Origin of the sequence: Acinetobacter colistiniresistens, from assembly GCF_024582815.1 — a bacterium.
Taxonomy (GTDB): domain Bacteria; phylum Pseudomonadota; class Gammaproteobacteria; order Pseudomonadales; family Moraxellaceae; genus Acinetobacter.
Genome location: NZ_CP102099.1, coordinates 3033214 through 3049213 on the forward strand (window position 1 = coordinate 3033214; position 16000 = coordinate 3049213).

At 39.0% G+C, this 16000-nt stretch carries 11 protein-coding genes and 2 pseudogenes; all 13 read right to left on the minus strand.

Annotated elements, in window-relative coordinates; all coding sequences use genetic code 11:
* Positions 1 to 101: 101 nt before the first annotated feature.
* Positions 102 to 491 (minus strand): annotated as a pseudogene (locus NQU59_RS14605) (putative type VI secretion system effector); the annotation flags it as partial.
* Positions 491 to 1280, minus strand: a pseudogene (locus NQU59_RS14610) (putative type VI secretion system effector). The pseudogenes NQU59_RS14610 and NQU59_RS14605, both read right to left, overlap by 1 nt.
* Positions 1280 to 2071 (minus strand): putative type VI secretion system effector, encoded by a 792-nt coding sequence (locus tag NQU59_RS14615; RefSeq protein WP_257063915.1) that lies wholly within the window; start codon positions 2069 to 2071, stop codon positions 1280 to 1282. Before NQU59_RS14615 ends, NQU59_RS14610 begins: the two are co-directional and overlap by 1 nt.
* Positions 2072 to 4849, minus strand: coding sequence for a T6SS effector BTH_I2691 family protein (locus NQU59_RS14620; RefSeq protein WP_257063916.1), 2778 nt, complete (start codon positions 4847 to 4849; stop codon positions 2072 to 2074).
* An 8-nt stretch (positions 4850 to 4857) separates the two neighbouring features.
* Positions 4858 to 5802, minus strand: a complete 945-nt coding sequence (locus tag NQU59_RS14625) for a DUF4123 domain-containing protein (RefSeq protein WP_257063917.1) — start codon at positions 5800 to 5802, stop codon at positions 4858 to 4860.
* Complete coding sequence (locus tag NQU59_RS14630) at positions 5799 to 8405, minus strand: type VI secretion system Vgr family protein (RefSeq protein ID WP_257063918.1); 2607 nt, start codon at positions 8403 to 8405, stop codon at positions 5799 to 5801. The genes NQU59_RS14625 and NQU59_RS14630 overlap by 4 nt, the downstream gene beginning before the upstream one ends.
* An 87-nt stretch (positions 8406 to 8492) precedes the next feature.
* The gene (locus tag NQU59_RS14635; RefSeq protein ID WP_005242035.1) at positions 8493 to 9266 is read right to left on the minus strand and encodes a Rossmann-like and DUF2520 domain-containing protein; all 774 of its coding nucleotides are present in this window, start codon (positions 9264 to 9266) and stop codon (positions 8493 to 8495) included.
* Positions 9267 to 9347: 81 nt separating this feature from the next.
* Entirely contained in the window at positions 9348 to 10403 is a 1056-nt protein-coding gene (locus NQU59_RS14640) for a hypothetical protein (protein WP_043971885.1), read from the minus strand.
* 179 nt (positions 10404 to 10582) lie between these two features.
* A complete protein-coding gene (locus NQU59_RS14645) occupies positions 10583 to 12001 on the minus strand; it encodes an OmpA family protein (RefSeq protein WP_257063920.1) in 1419 nt (472 codons plus the stop codon).
* A 247-nt stretch (positions 12002 to 12248) separates the two neighbouring features.
* The gene (locus NQU59_RS14650) at positions 12249 to 12821 is read right to left on the minus strand and encodes a hypothetical protein (protein WP_043971890.1); all 573 of its coding nucleotides are present in this window, start codon (positions 12819 to 12821) and stop codon (positions 12249 to 12251) included.
* Between the two features lie 204 nt (positions 12822 to 13025).
* Complete coding sequence (locus NQU59_RS14655) at positions 13026 to 14258, minus strand: dihydroorotase (protein WP_005242040.1); 1233 nt, start codon at positions 14256 to 14258, stop codon at positions 13026 to 13028.
* Positions 14259 to 14270: 12 nt separating this feature from the next.
* The gene (locus NQU59_RS14660) at positions 14271 to 15287 is read right to left on the minus strand and encodes an aspartate carbamoyltransferase catalytic subunit (protein WP_005242041.1); all 1017 of its coding nucleotides are present in this window, start codon (positions 15285 to 15287) and stop codon (positions 14271 to 14273) included.
* A 247-nt stretch (positions 15288 to 15534) separates the two neighbouring features.
* On the minus strand, positions 15535 to 15906 hold the full coding sequence (locus tag NQU59_RS14665) for a hypothetical protein (RefSeq protein ID WP_005242044.1): 372 nt from the start codon (positions 15904 to 15906) through the stop codon (positions 15535 to 15537).
* Positions 15907 to 16000: the final 94 nt, after the last annotated feature.

Here is a 16000-nt window from a genome sequence, read left to right on the forward strand (position 1 = left end):
ATTTAATATAATCTCCACCACCACCATCTAAGAAATTTAAAAGAGAAAAAGTACAGAAAAGAAAAGAAAAAGAACTGACTTTATAGTACTTACATATAGATTTTTAATGATCGTCCCATCTCATACATCATATAAAGCAAACCAGATTTAGGATCAATAATGGCATAGACCTGATAACGTCCATCTACAGGCTTATCATTAATTACAGCGATCAGCTCATCATTTTCTTTAAAACGAGCGGTCGTAAATTGCCCCAATAAATAATGTCCTTCTATTTCCCCTGTAAACGTGATGCCATCTTTAGCTTTACCTGCCATCACCAAAATAGGAGCACTGGTAAGTAATGAACTACTTTCAGCCAGTACACCGGCAAAAGCGGTGCCAGTTGCGATTCCTCCCACATTTTGATTTACGGGTATTTTGGATTTGGCTTTTTCTAAAGAATGGATTGGGCCTTCTACCAGTTTTAGGTTTAATTGTAGGCCAGTCATCATTCATTAACTTTTTTCTTATCAAAATAATCTTCTGGATAAGGATCTTGGCCTTTAAATTTTTTCTATAACCCATAACACTAATGTTGATTCCATCATTAATTAAATAATCATTGTAAAAATCCTGCTCTTTAGGATCATCAAAATCTAGTTTTTCAAATATCTGCTCTGACAATGTTCCAAAATTCTCATAGGATTTTCTATAGCCAAAGTAATTAACAAATCCCATAACTGCAATCACAAGAAACAACCCAAAAAATCCCAAAGCATCAATTTTAAAAATAAATCCCATGAATAGTTAAAATCAAAGATATAAAAAAGTAAAAGTACTATTGTCATTCCTCCCCAGCAAATAAGCGTAAAATAATAGGTTTGCATAATAATCGCTTTATAGCCTTTTTTTACTGAACGACCCATTTCATAGATCATATACAATAAGCCTGATTTAGGATCAAGAATGGCATAGACCTGATAACGCCCATCTACAGGCTTATCATTAATTACAGCAATCAGTTGATCATTTTCTTTAAAACGAGCCGTTGTAAATTGCCCCAGTAAAGAATGTCCTTCTATTTCCCCAATAAACGTGATGCCATCTTTAGCTTTACCTGCCATCACCAAAATAGGAGCACTGGTAAGTAATGAACTACTTTCAGCCAGCACACCAGCAAAAGCAGTGCCTGCTGCAATTCCACCCACATTCTGATTTATAGGAATTTTAGACTTGGCTTTTTCTAGAGAATGGATTGGGCCATCTACCAGTTTTAGATTTAATTGTAGACCGGTCATCATTCACTAACTTTTTGCTTATCAAAATAATCTTCTGGATAAGGGTCTTGACCTTTTAACTTATTACGATATTTCATTACACTAATCTGAACACCTTCATCCGTTAAAAATTCATTATAAAAATCCTGTTCCTCTGGACATTCAAAACCAATTTTTTCAAATATTTGCTCTGATAATGTTCCAAAATTTTCATAGGATTTACGAAACGCAAAATAATTAACAAAAGTAGAAAAAACAATTGATATAACTAACATAATTAAAATGAAAGAAATTAACTTAAAGAAAGTTTCTAAACTGTAAGAAAAATCAAATATAAAGAAAAGTAAAAATATAAAAGAAATAAAAACCCATGAAATTAAAGAAAAATAGAATATCTGCTTGATAATGGCTTTATAACCCATTTTTATTGAACGACCCATTTCATAGATCATATACAATAAGCCAGATTTAGGATCAATAATTGCATAAACTTGATGTCGTCCATCTACAGGCTTGTCATTAATTACAGCGATCAGTTCATCATTTTCTTTAAAACGAGCCGTCGTAAATTGACCTAGTAAAGAATGTCCTTCTATTTCCCCTGTAAACGTGATGCCATCTTTAGCTTTACCTGCCAACACCAAAATAGGGGCACTGGTAAGTAACGAACTACTTTCAGCCAGTACACCTGCAAAAGCAGTTCCAGCGGCAATTCCACCTACATTTTGATTTACGGGTATTTTGGACTTGGCTTTTTCTAAAGAATGGATCGGGCCTTCTACCAGTTTTAAATTTAACTTTAAATCTTTCATTTAGACACTCACCACCGCACTGTTAAACTCTTTTTCTTCTTCTTTAATATCTTTAAACGGACTTTCAGCACTTGTTTTTAATCGAAAAGCACACTTCTGACACCAGTCTTGCATTGCATTGTCCAAAACATAATTTTTTAAATAAATTTCGAGCACCACTAAAGCAATACCTGCAACACTCAAAATAGCACCAACTCTTATAGCACTTATACTTAAAAATGCTCGCCCTAGCATATAACGGTCAATAGAATAATAAAGCGAACTATTTCTCATTAACGGTAGGTTTAAAAGTGCATTGAAACCCACACCAAAAGTAAATAATGAATTGAATACCTTTAAACCACTTAGAACTATAGCATATGGATTTCCTTCATTTTTTGCTTTTACACTACCTTTCACATCAATAATAAATGAAACGATTGCTCCTGCAATCGCAAAAGATGCACCACACTTAGCAATATAAGCGGCACGCTCTGCAAAAGAAAACTTCTCCATCGAACTGCTACCCACTTCCAAAATAGCAGCAGTTGTCGCCATCATACCCGACATATACGACAGTGCATTATCTACCGATGGATCATTATTAAATTTAGAAACCTGTGTTCCAAAGTTAATTAACTCAAATATTGCAACCACACCAGATACACGCAAACCTGCACTTGGTGAGCTATTTGCAATAATCCGATCAATTTGTTTTGCAGCTTTACTTGGGTTGGTCGCGGCTGAAGAATACTTTTTCCAGTTGTTCTGTACCATTTCAGGTGTCAGTTTAATCCGACCCGTTAAAGTCTGAACTGGAATAAGATAATACAGCGAGTTCTTTGCAACATGCTCAACCAATGCCCCACTATGAGCAAAGGTATAAAACGTTAAGCGTCCAAGTTTTTTTGCAAATTCTGAGTCTGGCGTATATTTCATACTCCATTTCACTGCACTTTGAGTCAGTTCAGACATCCAGTAGAACGTTTTTAATAGGCTAAACTTTTGCCCATGTAACATATAACCATTATTGGTTTTATCTGCTGCCCATTCTTGCCAAGCTTTATCCGCAGCAACAAATGCAGCAATTACAGTTTTGGTCGCATTTTGTCCGTCATCCCAAGATATATCGATAATGCTTGGTGCAGCTGTATTATATTTATTTTTTAAACTTTCTTGGTTATAACAAATTGCGCGCATATAAATGTTTTCTTTCGCAATTTTTTCTACCCCTAACCAAGTTTCAAGTAATGCTTGCCCACTTGGAACTCCACTCATGCCATTGATCATATCCATGGCATGAACATAGAAAATATTTCCATAAGGAACTTGCACTTGATCATCATATGCATGCAGCGCATTGATCACAGCTTTAGATAACAACCATTTAATATGATCATTTGCAACGGCTCGCGCCCCCGCCAGCCCTTTCTCGATTAACTCATTTACAGTCGTGTCAAATTTTGATTTTGCATCCACATCTAGATTTATTTTATATTTCTCATTCCAGATTTTCTGACCTTGATCTTTACTTAAAGTTCCCATGTCTTGATTAAAGATACCTTTAGACGGTTGTTGTCTCTGTTGAACCTGACGTAATAATCGTTCTTGCTCTTCTTTTGACTTTCTCTTGTATATTTTTTCTAATTCATAAGTAATATCATCTGCATCCGTTAAATTCTTTGGCAACTCATCCATTAAGGTATATAAAGCTAAGTCTTTTGTGATCTGAGTATTAAATTGGTTACGTTCATTTAACAATTTATTTTCTAAACAAACCTTTATACTATCAATACATTGAGAGCTATGTAATTTATGTTCATTAGAGAACAAACCGTCTTTCTTTGCCAGATACTCCATCACATTTTTAAATTCAGAATTACGCAATGAATTTAACTTTCTCGTAATACCAACTGGATCATACAATGCCATGCAAGCAAGTGAGTTTGGTTCATTTTTAAATTTATTCAGCGTTGCATTAATACGGTTTTCACCAAAACTCTTTATATTATAAACCGTAGTTTTAAACTGGCCAGCTGCAATACAATGCTCTTGTGTACTTCCAGCACTGATTAAAACTTTCTGCCATTTCCCTTCTGTTACGAACTTCTCTGCATTTTTTTCATATTCACTCAGCTTTGCCTTACTCATAGGCACATGCGTATGAATGATATACGCAATTTTGGCTTCATCTTTAGGATTGCTTTCTACCGCAATGACAGAAGAATTAAAGTTGTGTCCAGCACCTTTACAAGCAAATTCAGGCACGCTTTTTGGGGCTTCTTTACCTACAGGGAAATACGATAAATGTCCTTTCGGGGTAACTAAATAACCTGCCCACTCCAAAGCTCCAGATGCCCGTTTTACTAAACGGTATATATATCCAGTATCAATCATTTCAACGGCATATTTAAAATGGTTTAACTGGATCTCTTTTACATTTTTTCCTAAAGTTGCAGGCAAAGCAGGTGCATTGCCACTGACCACCGTATAACGTAAAGGTAAAATATTAAAACCCATTTTACGACAAAAGTTAGAACATTCCTTTTGTGCTTGCCCTGCACTATTGTTCTGTACATTTGCAGCAGTAGACTGCTTAGCAGACTTGGCAATTTCACTTTGTTCTATTTTTTTATTTACGTCTTTAGCAACTGTAGGTATACGCATATCACCAACAGGCTGAGTTTGTCCGAGCTTAGGAATTTGAGCTTGCTTTTGTTTTTGCTGTTGAATTATCTCATTGAATTTTGAGTTGGACGCATTGGGTGCTTTAAGATTTGCTTGTTGATTTGTTGTCATATCACACCTTATACATTTAAATCTTTTTGAATAACTAAATAAGCATCAGATTTCAGATAGTCCATAGCCTCTGAAAATGAGAGCTCGCCCTGCACACAATGTTCATAAAGAATATCCGTGACCAAAGGATGAGTCATAAAATCCTTATGAATAATTTGCCCATACAAACCATAAGTGACGAGATCTAAATTATTTTCTAGTCCATAAACTTTGTATGCCTGTAGTAACGTTTTATGAATCTCTACGGGGCGTAATTTTGAAACATCGACGTCTTTAAAATCATTCAGCTGTTGGAATACACTATTTGCTATTTCAACCAGATCTAATGCGACCGATTGAGATTGATCCAGAGAACGGAGAGCTAATGTTTTAATTTGAGCGCGTTCTTCCTGAGATTCGATGCTATAGAAGCCAGTAGGATGTAAAAAATGCCATGCTGCAAAGCTATCCAATAAACTCAATAAATTTTTTTCTTCTAAAATATCATTTAAGTAGATCAATACTCGTGGATCATACCAACGGAATAAAATTTTCCGTCCCTGATCAAACACAACCAACTTATTTCTTATCTGATCTCTTAACTCCTCAAGAGATTCTGTTTTTGATGCACCAAAGCCATGTACAAAGTAACAGTCATTGGTCATATCTTTATTGCGCAATAAGTTTAGCAACACATCATCTTTTACTTGCTCAAATACCCTTTGATCATCAATACGTATCAAAAAAAGATTAGATGTTTCCATATCCTTTTTGATTGCTAAGGGAATATAAGCAATGTTCTTTTTCGCTAAGGCATTGACCACATCATCAAAAATTGAAGGATTTAAGGTGCTATCCAATAAAAAGATAAGATGTCCATATTGAGTTAAAAGTTTTAAACACTGCTGTTCTAACTGAGCACGATGATTCTGTTCAGGATCATTTTGAACAGCTATAAAAACCGATAAACTCATGATAAGTCTACCTTTGCAGAACCATTTTGAGCTGCCTGTGTCTGCTTCGCAGAACAATCTGGTAAATCAATTGCAGGTACATTTACGGACGCCCCACCCATAAACAAATGCTGCCCTGCTTTCACCTCAAACTTGCCGCCTGTGGTTGGAAAAATCCCCGAACCATTCAGCTTGAGTTCAGATGTATCCCCTTTAAAAACGATCTCTTTTGGACTGATAATCTCAATCCGATCTTCGGTCGAAATAATCTGAATCCCTTGCTTGGCAAGAAAGTCCATCCCTTCGGCCTGAGCCAGCATCTCAAATTTGCCTTTGGCCGCAACTTGTTTGATACCACCTTGTGCAGCAAAAAGACTGGCTTTACCACTGACATGTGCTACTAAATTTTTTTGTGTGCTTAGATTAATACTGTCACCAGCAAACTGATTGATCTGCCCATCTGCAGATAAATGAATATCTTCATTGGTGCTCAGCCCAATACCTGCTGGCGAACTAAGCAACAACATCGCTTGATTAAACTTGGCTATATCAGACTCAATTTCTTCAGCAAAAGCTTTCAATTGTTCCAGTGATTCAATCTCATCAGTCTGTTGGTTCTTGGCTACTTCACTTAAGGCCATGGCATTGTTTTGATTGCCCTCTAGCTGCTGTTTAGCAACTTGGGCATCCAGATGCTCACCTTGGGCTTGATCCTGTTTATGTGTGGAAAGCAGCAAACCCTCGCCTGCACGGACTGCACCCCACTGGTCGGTGCGCAGTTCAAAACCTTCACCGCGGTCTTCACTTTCGGCTTTGTCTTTAGGGTGGCTGAGTTTCCCAAGGTTCAGTTGACTGGCCGCATGGCTACTTTGCAACTGGGCACTGATCTGACCTGTGGTGTCATCAAAGCGCAGTTGGTTAAAGCCTTCACCTTGGTACTCTTTAGATTTGATCCCTGCCAGTTTCTTGGTGTCTGGCAGCTTGCCTGCGTTGTCAAACTTGGTCGGGCTACGATGACCTTCATGAATTCTTCCCACCACAAATGGACGGTCAATATTGCCATCAAAGAAATCAATCACTACGATTTCATCTATACGCGGTAAGAAACGTGCACCATAGCCTTCACCAGCCCAAGGCGTGAGTACATCAACCCAAGCTGAATCGGTATCGTTGTCATTGGCACCCGCACCGCCATCATGGCTATGATCGTCGTTGCGGGTAAACAGGAAGCGGACTTTAATCCGTCCCCATTCATCCACATGGATTTCTTCACCACTTGGCCCAACCACTTTGGCGCGTTGCGGTGAAGCAGTTGGACGGTGTTGCAAGGGATTAAATTCGGGTACGGTTTTAATGCTGCGGCGTTGTAAGGTCAGTTGATTGGCTTGGCGTTCTTGATTGTTGGTTTGGGTTGGCTGCCAATTACTCTGTGCTAATAATTGATTGATCTGTTGATGTAGATCTTTGGGTAAATTATTTTGGTTATAGAAGTTTTTGCCTGTAATCAGAAATTCTTTGTCGCTGCCATCGTGTTGATCAATTTCAGGATGCTCAGCCAATTCAAACCAGTAACCCACATGGGTATCGCGCACGGTGGTATCGGCAGTAAATTGTTTGGATTGCAGGTCGTAGTATTGACCCAAGTTCTGATTCAGCTTTTCAATTTGTGCATTGCCCGATGCAGTTGCACCATCTTCACCATTCAGGTCTTGCATCCAAGCCGGTGAAAAGTGCCATGCCTGTTCCAGACCTAAACTGGCATTGTCGTATTGAGCACTGTGTTTATGCGTGCTTTGTACGCTGCCTGCACCATCTTCTTGTTCTAATGCATCGGCTTGCCAACGCTGTACATGCACGCTACTCGGTTGTAAGCTGCGTTGCCCCACCAAACTGGTCATGCTGTCGTATTGTTCAGTGGCACTGCTGCGGTGGTAACGAATCTGTCGACGATCGAGCGCTTGGTATTGGCTATTGTCATCAATCAAACGTAGCTTTTGTGGTTGAATGGCAGCACTACTGAGCGCAACGGTTCGCTCGGCTTCATCAATTAACCAGCAAATCGATTCGCTCCGTAGCAAACGAGTCAGGAAGTCGTAGTCGCTTTCCAAAGACTGCATAATAAAGGGGCGGATATCGTAGTCTTGACTGAGTCCGCTTAAATCCAAAGTCAAACTGGAAGCAAATAAGGGACTCTTTTGCTGCCACTCCTTGAAGACAATTTGCACCACATCAGGCACGCTCTTGTTCATAAACACGCGACTGTTACGGCGTTGTTTCCACAGTGCGGTTGGATCTTCTAAAGTCAGCTTATATACCGTGAGGCTACCATCAGATTGCCCTTGCAGGGCTTGGGTGATAATGCCTGTGACACGAGTCAGCTGACCTTGATCAGTCACCGTATCAATTGCGGCTTGGCTACCAATAAATTGTTTCAGCGGAATAGTAGCGTTGGTCGATAAGCAAATTAATTCTGCTTTAAAACCCGCATTCAGTTGATGCTGCCCATCAATACGTTGCAGAAAGACTTGAGTATTTAAATTGTGATTGGAAAACTGAATATGGATCGCACGTCTCTGTGCAGTAAGGCCTAGACGCTCTAACGCTTGAAATATATTAGCCAACATTTTTTATAAAATAAATAAATCAAATTTTAGGTATGGTATACAAAACAGACTGATTTGTCTATTTTGTATATTTATTGTTAAATCTCTTTAATGATGCCGTTTTAAAATGGATTCACTCATTAATTGATATATATTCCGTAGATCAGATCGATTCGATTCTGTTAATAACTGGCCATGCATACTTAATATATTTTGATCCCCTCGCATGGCCGGTCCTGTCTGCATATGCTTGGGATCATTGGCTGTGGCTTTGTTTGCGGTCTCCAGAATCAAGGGATATAACAGGCTAAAATCCACCTGCTCGGCATCCACTACTTGCTTGGCCATGTCATAACAATAATTACTAAAATTGCAAGCAAACACCGCTGCCAAATGCAAAGTGAGTCGTTGTTTCGAGCTATATTGATAGACAAATTGGCTTAAACTGTTTGCTAAATCGGTTAATAAGGTTAAATCTTGCTGCTGCACTGCCTCAACAAATAACGGGGTATCCGACCAATTCACCGCTCTTTCCAGACTAAAAGTCTGTAAGGGATAAAAAACGCCTGATCGCACATGCGTTTGTGAAAGTATTGATAAAGCCGTACTGCCCGAAGTATGCACAATCAGATTATCAGGCAAATATGCTGCAATAGAATCCATCACACTGGAAATGGCCTGATCACTCACAGCAATCATCACCAAATCTGTTTGTGAGTTCAGCTGTCTGACATCGTTAATTGCTTGAGCATTGACTTGATTGGCAAGCACTTGCGCGCGCTGTAAATCCCGACTAAAGATTTGAACGATCTGATGCTGTAACTGCAATACTCTGGCTAAATGGGTTGCCACACGCCCTGCACCAATCAATGTAATTCGCATAATTTCTATTTACCTTCGTGATGACTCAAGCATGCCAATAAAAAAAGGACGAATCAATTCGTCCTTTTGCTTGTTGTTCAATTAATTGACATTATTGAGATAAACAATGCGCTCAATGGTACGCTGCGTAAAGCATTTGGTATATTGCATGGCTTGGTCTTGTTGACGCATTGCCTCATTCCAGTAACCTGACTGCTTCTGATACGTTTCACGGTCTTTCTCAGGAATATCATAGACACTTTTCTGTGACAGCACCTTACAATCCACATCACGCTTTTCAAACCAGTCTGATTGATCTTGCTGCAATTGTGTCTTCTGTTCAGGCGTGAACTTATCCCAAGTCTGATTTAAACGCTCAACCTGTTTTGATTTTTCCGCATCCAGTTCTTTCTTACGGATATCCATCGCTTTTTGCGCCAAGTCCATTTGCGCCGAAGATTGCGCATTATATTCTTGTTGAGCCTTTTCACTATCTTGTTCTATCAGGCGATTTTCTTTTAGGTAGGCAACATACTGTACAGCCTTGGTTGCCATAAACACCACACCATCAATCACGGCATTTTGATCTGGAATATCGACAACTAAGCCATCTTTATCAGTTTTGGTTAGATTATAAGTAAAATCACCACGTAACTGATCATCCTCCAGAGTCAATGGATATTCACTGTCAGAGAAGTAATCACCTAAAGTATAAGTCGTTGTACGTGCTTCGCCCTCGCCATCGCCTTGATACTTTTGCGATTCAAGATAGGCATTTTCTGCACGCTTTTGCAGACCTTTCGGGAACGAAATAATTAATTGGCTATCACAGCTCAACAGTGTTTTTGAAGCAGATTGGGTTTCTGTCGCATCTAAAGTCCGAACATTTTTAATTTCGAATTTTAGCCCCTTATTGATTTTATCTAGAACATCATAATCGGCCTGATATTCACTTGCACGCAAACTACGTTCAATTTGCTTTAAATAGGCTTTCTTTAATGCGGCCTGAATATTATTCAGATTATCCTGATTGGTACAGCTCCACTCAGCAACGGCAGCGGCATCAGTATTTTCCGCTTTATCTTTGGGTTTGAACTTATCACAACCAGCTAATAAAACTGCTGCTGTTAATGTTGTGAATATAAAAAACTTATTCATATTAAGACCCTGTAATCTTGTTTTTTCGGGCGTATTCTACTCAATTTAAATCTAGACTTTCGAGTCTTTTCTTTAATTTTATTTAAATCACTGCATATTCAAATTACAACACCAAATAAATAGCTAAAATAAAAGGAGTTATTGCAATAATAACTCCTTTTATTTTTAAAGGATATCAGTTATGGGGTGATTGAAAACTCAATACGGCGATTTTTAAAACGTCCTTCCTCTGTCGCATTATCTGCAACAGGGTTATCGGCACCATGTCCCACGGCTGTTAGTTGAGTTGCAGCAACGCCTTGGCTAACTAAATAGTCCACCACAGCTTGTGCACGTTTTTGAGATAATGCCTTATTGCTATCCGCGTTTCCGGTAGAGTCGGTATAACCTGCAACTGTCAATTTAGCATCCTTGATATTTTTCATTAAGGCAGCGGCTTTGTCTAAAATCACTTTATTTTCATTCGGAATCTTATTTGACCCTGTCGAGAAATTAATAATTTGCAGATTAAGAGCCTTAATCACAGCATTAATATCAACCTGATTTGCATCAATACTTGCCAATGCATCATGAGCGGCATTCAAGCTATTGCTGACAGAATCATCTGCATTGACAGGCGCATCAACCACGACCTCTGTATTTGGCACCAAAGCTTTGATCTTGCCCAGTAACTCATTCAGTTTGTTCGTATCGCCACCTTTTAAAGTAATTTTATCCCCTACCCAATCCAAAGAAACATTTGGAACACCTTTCAGTAGGCCAAGCACACCAGCAAGTCCAGCCTGATCTGTAAATGTCGCCGCATGTGAGGTTGCCGTATCGACAGTACAATCCTGACTGCCCGAAAAAATCTCTTTTACTTTAGCCTGAATATTGCTTAGGAAGCCTTGATCACCGACCCCCACCTGACACTGCGCAACTTTAGCATTTGCATCCGTACTTAAACTCAAGCTTGCTGGAGCAGCCTCTGCCGCAGTCACCTGTGAAGCAGCTTTATCTTGATTATTTACAGGTACGGCCATTTGTTGGTGCTGACAAGATTTCCATAACCATGCAACCAATAGCGCTAAAATAATCAGCGCCACAATCGGCAGCCAAGCGCGTGATTTGGTTGCTGTTTCAGTTGTATTATTGGCAAAATTTGAAACGGGGACAGATGCATTGGAGACCAGTCCTAATGGCGCAAGTAAACCCAATGCCCATGCAGGTAAAAGTGAACGAATGGAGTCGGCATGCTGTTTTAAATAATTGACGATACTCTGAGAGTCATTGCCAGCCTCATTGGTCAAAGCAACAAGACTTTTCGGAATCGCTTGGTTTAATGTTTGTTCTGCTTCTGTAGTAGACAGTTGACCGTCCGTTAGATTCGATAAAAGCGCATTTTTGACTTGATCATTATGACCAAACAAATCGAATAAAGATGGTGAAATCGATTCCTTTAGTTTCTGAATCAGCTCTGGCTTTGCAGTCAAGACTGAAAGAAAAATCGGATAAAATTTGGATAACAGGTTACTTTTTTCATTAGCCAGACTATCTTGGCGACTTACAAGTACAGATGTTACTTGTTGCTTTAACAATTCCATTGGGTTTATTGACATTGTTATTCACTCCAATCAGTTAAATTTATAATATTCAGATCACTTAAGAAATAATGCGAAGTACAAGCAAGCTGATGTTTTTTCATTCTAATCATTTGTTTAGTTTTTAGTCATTTTTAAATAATTTAAATACAATACTTACATCACACTTTACAAAACCGATCACAGACAAAGCGTTAGTGGCTGGCTCAGATTTATATTGAATTACTAGTGAGCCTGTCGACTTAGCGCTTAGATCAGTTATATGTCACTTCGTTATATGGTACAGAAACAGCAAAGAAAAACTGGCAAAAATCAAAGTAAGGAAAGGAAATAACCGATAAGATTTCTTTTCAGCAGGCAGTTCCACTGGTTCATGCATTGTTTCTAATAAAGGTTCTTTTCGCTCCACTTCATCCAATAACGCAAGCACCTCATCAGACCAATGAGGTAATAAGGCAAAGATTGATTCTTTATGCTCTCGAAGATAATGCAGAATACTGATTGCCTCATTTCCCACTTCGTTTGAGAGTACTGCCAAACTTTTAGGAATGGCTCGATTTAATGTGATCTCCACTTCTGTCACTGCAACTTTGCCTGCTGCCAACCTTATCAGTAATGCATTTTTTACTCGCTCGTTCCCTTCCAGCAAATCAAAAACAGAAGGCGTCAGTTTCTCTTTGAGCTGATCAATTAATTCAGGCTTATCTAGAAAAATAGATAAAAAAATTGGGTAAAATCTTGATAAAATATCATTTTTCTCATTAACCAAACAGGTTTGATCATTCACAATCATAGACGATACTTTTTGTTTAAGTAGCTCCATTGGATTCATAGACATATTATTAAGCTCCAATTATTTAAGTTTTAAATAATGTAATTCTCATTTTTATAATTTTATGTAAGGTATATCTCAATTTATTTTTTTACTTTAATCTATTTTTTTAATCTTTATCAGTTTTGTAAAATTTAAATACAATATCTACTTCACATTTAACAAAGCGGAATAAGACCTTGTCGCCTTATCCCGTTGTTTTAGTGCATTTTAGGCAAATGTATGAACAACTTTACCAGTCAACTGCTGTCCAAGTAGTGGTGTATTTTTGCCTTGAGAAACGATTGTTTCTTTAGAAACAGTCCACTTTCGTTCAGGATCAACCAGAACCCAACCTGCTTCTTGTTGCCAGCGCTCAGTCATATTTGCAACTTGAGCCGGCGTTGAAGTCACTTTTTCGACCCACTCTAGTGGCGCAAAAACACCTTCCTCAATCAACTGTATCCCCAAAGCGACATAGGTATCAAAAGCGCTAATACCTGGCTGTGTTTCAGCAAATGGTGCCATTTTTGCAGAGCTGCTTAACGGCTCATGGTGCGTACAGATCGCATCAATTACCCCCTCTTTAACACCCTGACGTAACAAGTCCTTGTCTTGCTCAGAACGTAATGGTGGACGCACATGCGCAAGTGAATTAAAACCATCGGTCAGATGTTCAGTTAAGTGTAACTGATGCATGGCAACATCTGCCGTTACAGGTAAACCTTTGGCTTTTGCTGCACGAATCAATTCAACTGAAGCGCCACAAGACAAGAGTCCAAAGTGTGCTTTCACCCCTGTTGCTTCTATCATGATCAAGTATTTTGCAATCGCGACCGTTTCAGCAATCGCAGGTATCATCGGTAAACCTTGACGAGACGCAATAAAACCTTCATGGGCACAACCATCTTTGGCAATCTGTGGTTCTTCAGCATAGAACACCACCGTCAAGCCCAAGCCTGCCGCATATTCAAGGGTACGAATCACCACATCATCATTTTCAAATGCAGCATTGGCATTTGAAACCGCAGTACAACCACCTTTCTTCAATCCCGCCATATTGGCAGGTTGTTTACCATTCAAACCTTGGGTTTGTGCACCAATAATATGTAGATAAATGCCGCCATCCAAATATGCTTTTTCAATCAAACCATGAATCAAAGCGCCATTATCCTGCACGATTGGCTTCGAATCTGGTGGGGTGATGACATGCAAAATACCATTGGCACGCGCTGCTTTACCTTCAGATTTTAAAGTTCCATGTTGTTGTTGCCCAGGCTCACGTAAACGCGCACACAGATCAACCATGGTTGGCATTAACCATTTGCCTTGGCCGTCAATACTTTCATCGAACTGGCTTACTGTATCAGTCAGCTTACCATTTTCGATATAAACCGTTTTAACTTGATCTATGTTTTGAATTGGATCGAGCACACGGACATTTTCAATTTTTACAATACTCATGTGATCTATCCCTTACAGTGCAATCGCTTCAATTAAACCTTGTTCTTGTAACTGCCCTTGCATTGCAAGTGCCAGTACTGCCATACGAACAGCAATACCATTGGTGACTTGTTTCAAAATCACTGACTGATCGCCATCGGCAACACTCGAATCAATCTCGACACCACGGTTCATCGGGCCTGGATGCATCACAATACAATCAGGCTTAGCCAGTGCCAGACGCTCTTTGTTCAAACCATACATTTTGTAGAATTCAGCTTGTGAAGAGAGTGCTGGCGAGTCAATACGCTCATTTTGGATACGCAAGGCAATAATCACATCACAATCTTTGACACCTTCATCCATTTTATTAAACAGACGTACATGCTCGCCATATTCATTAAAACCCACTGGTAATAGAGTATTCGGCGCAATCACACGAATATCTTTACAACCCAGTGTCTGCAATGCTGCGACATTAGAACGAGCCACACGTGAATGCTTAATATCACCGATGATGGCAACACTTAACGCTTCAAATGGTTTTTTGGTTTCACGGCGGATAGTTAACATATCCAGCATCGCTTGGGTTGGATGCGCGTGGCGCCCATCGCCTGCATTAATAATCGCAACTTTTGGACACACATCTTTGGCAATAAAATGTGCTGCCCCAGAGGATGAATGGCGCACCACGAAGATATCTGCTGCCATCGCCTCCAGATTCCAGAGCGTATCACGTAAAGTTTCGCCTTTAGAGGTACTTGAACGTGCAATATCAATATTCAGGACATTGGCAGACAAACGTTTTGCTGCAGCCTCAAAAGTAGTACGGGTACGAGTAGAGTTTTCAAAGAACAGATTCATCACCGTTAGCCCTTCAAGCAACGGACGATTGATCAAATTATTATTTTCATCTAAAAAGCTTTGCGCTGTATCTAGAATCTTGGTTAAGGTTTCTTTGGAAAGACCTTCAATGGTTAAAAAGTGCTTGAGATTTCCTTGTTGATTGAGCTGGATCTGACTCAAAGTATGCAATGCCGCCAAGTGCATAAGAGATTCCTAACACGTTAAGTTAACGCATTATACAGACTTTGGATTTCATTCGCAGTTGAACTTTTCAGCACTTAAGTAAAAATCTTTTAGATTTTTTCATGATCTTATTTTCTAATTGCTCTAGATAAGATTACTTTTTGGTTTTTAAAATTGCGCTGCCACCTGCTAGTTAAACCACACAAATAAGGATGTCAGCACCTTGACTACATCCTTTGCTTATTTTATATTTTTAATAACTTACAATCTATCTTAATGCACCAATATAGTGATGATGTACCTGTGCCTGATAAATTTCTTCATCAGTAACTTCCATTGAATAAGTTTCTAAAACCTCAACAGGCTGTTTCTCGGTCGCGGTTTTTGTCTCCACAACCAATGGATTTGGCTCAGGATATAAATCAATCAGTGGGCTTAAACGATGTACAAAACGTTCCAACTCTGGGTCCTGAGTTGTTAAAGCAATATCCAGCACATGCTTGGCATAATCTTTATTGTTAACCAGATACATTACATCGATTACACGTCCACAGACCCGTCTTAAACGGACATACATTTGAGTTGCAATCGTAAACGCTTCAGCATTGACCAATACTTCGTTTTTCATGCTTTCCTTCATAACATCCTCACAGCCATCAAATTAAAATTCTTAAATTTCATCAGTTTTAATTAAAATTACGTCACTGATGTACTGTGAATATAGAAGCAAAAGC

Coding starts and splice junctions, on each gene's coding strand:
- NQU59_RS14630 (WP_257063918.1), bottom strand. CDS start 8,405: ATGTTGGCTAATATATTTCAAGCGTTAGAGCGTCTAGGCCTTACTGCA.
- NQU59_RS14615 (WP_257063915.1), bottom strand. CDS start 2,071: ATGAAAGATTTAAAGTTAAATTTAAAACTGGTAGAAGGCCCGATCCAT.
- NQU59_RS14650 (WP_043971890.1), bottom strand. CDS start 12,821: ATGTCTATGAATCCAATGGAGCTACTTAAACAAAAAGTATCGTCTATG.
- NQU59_RS14625 (WP_257063917.1), bottom strand. CDS start 5,802: ATGAGTTTATCGGTTTTTATAGCTGTTCAAAATGATCCTGAACAGAAT.
- NQU59_RS14640 (WP_043971885.1), bottom strand. CDS start 10,403: ATGAATAAGTTTTTTATATTCACAACATTAACAGCAGCAGTTTTATTA.
- NQU59_RS14635 (WP_005242035.1), bottom strand. CDS start 9,266: ATGCGAATTACATTGATTGGTGCAGGGCGTGTGGCAACCCATTTAGCC.
- NQU59_RS14620 (WP_257063916.1), bottom strand. CDS start 4,849: ATGACAACAAATCAACAAGCAAATCTTAAAGCACCCAATGCGTCCAAC.
- NQU59_RS14660 (WP_005242041.1), bottom strand. CDS start 15,287: ATGCACTTGGCGGCATTGCATACTTTGAGTCAGATCCAGCTCAATCAA.
- NQU59_RS14645 (WP_257063920.1), bottom strand. CDS start 12,001: ATGTCAATAAACCCAATGGAATTGTTAAAGCAACAAGTAACATCTGTA.
- NQU59_RS14655 (WP_005242040.1), bottom strand. CDS start 14,258: ATGAGTATTGTAAAAATTGAAAATGTCCGTGTGCTCGATCCAATTCAA.
- NQU59_RS14665 (WP_005242044.1), bottom strand. CDS start 15,906: ATGAAGGAAAGCATGAAAAACGAAGTATTGGTCAATGCTGAAGCGTTT.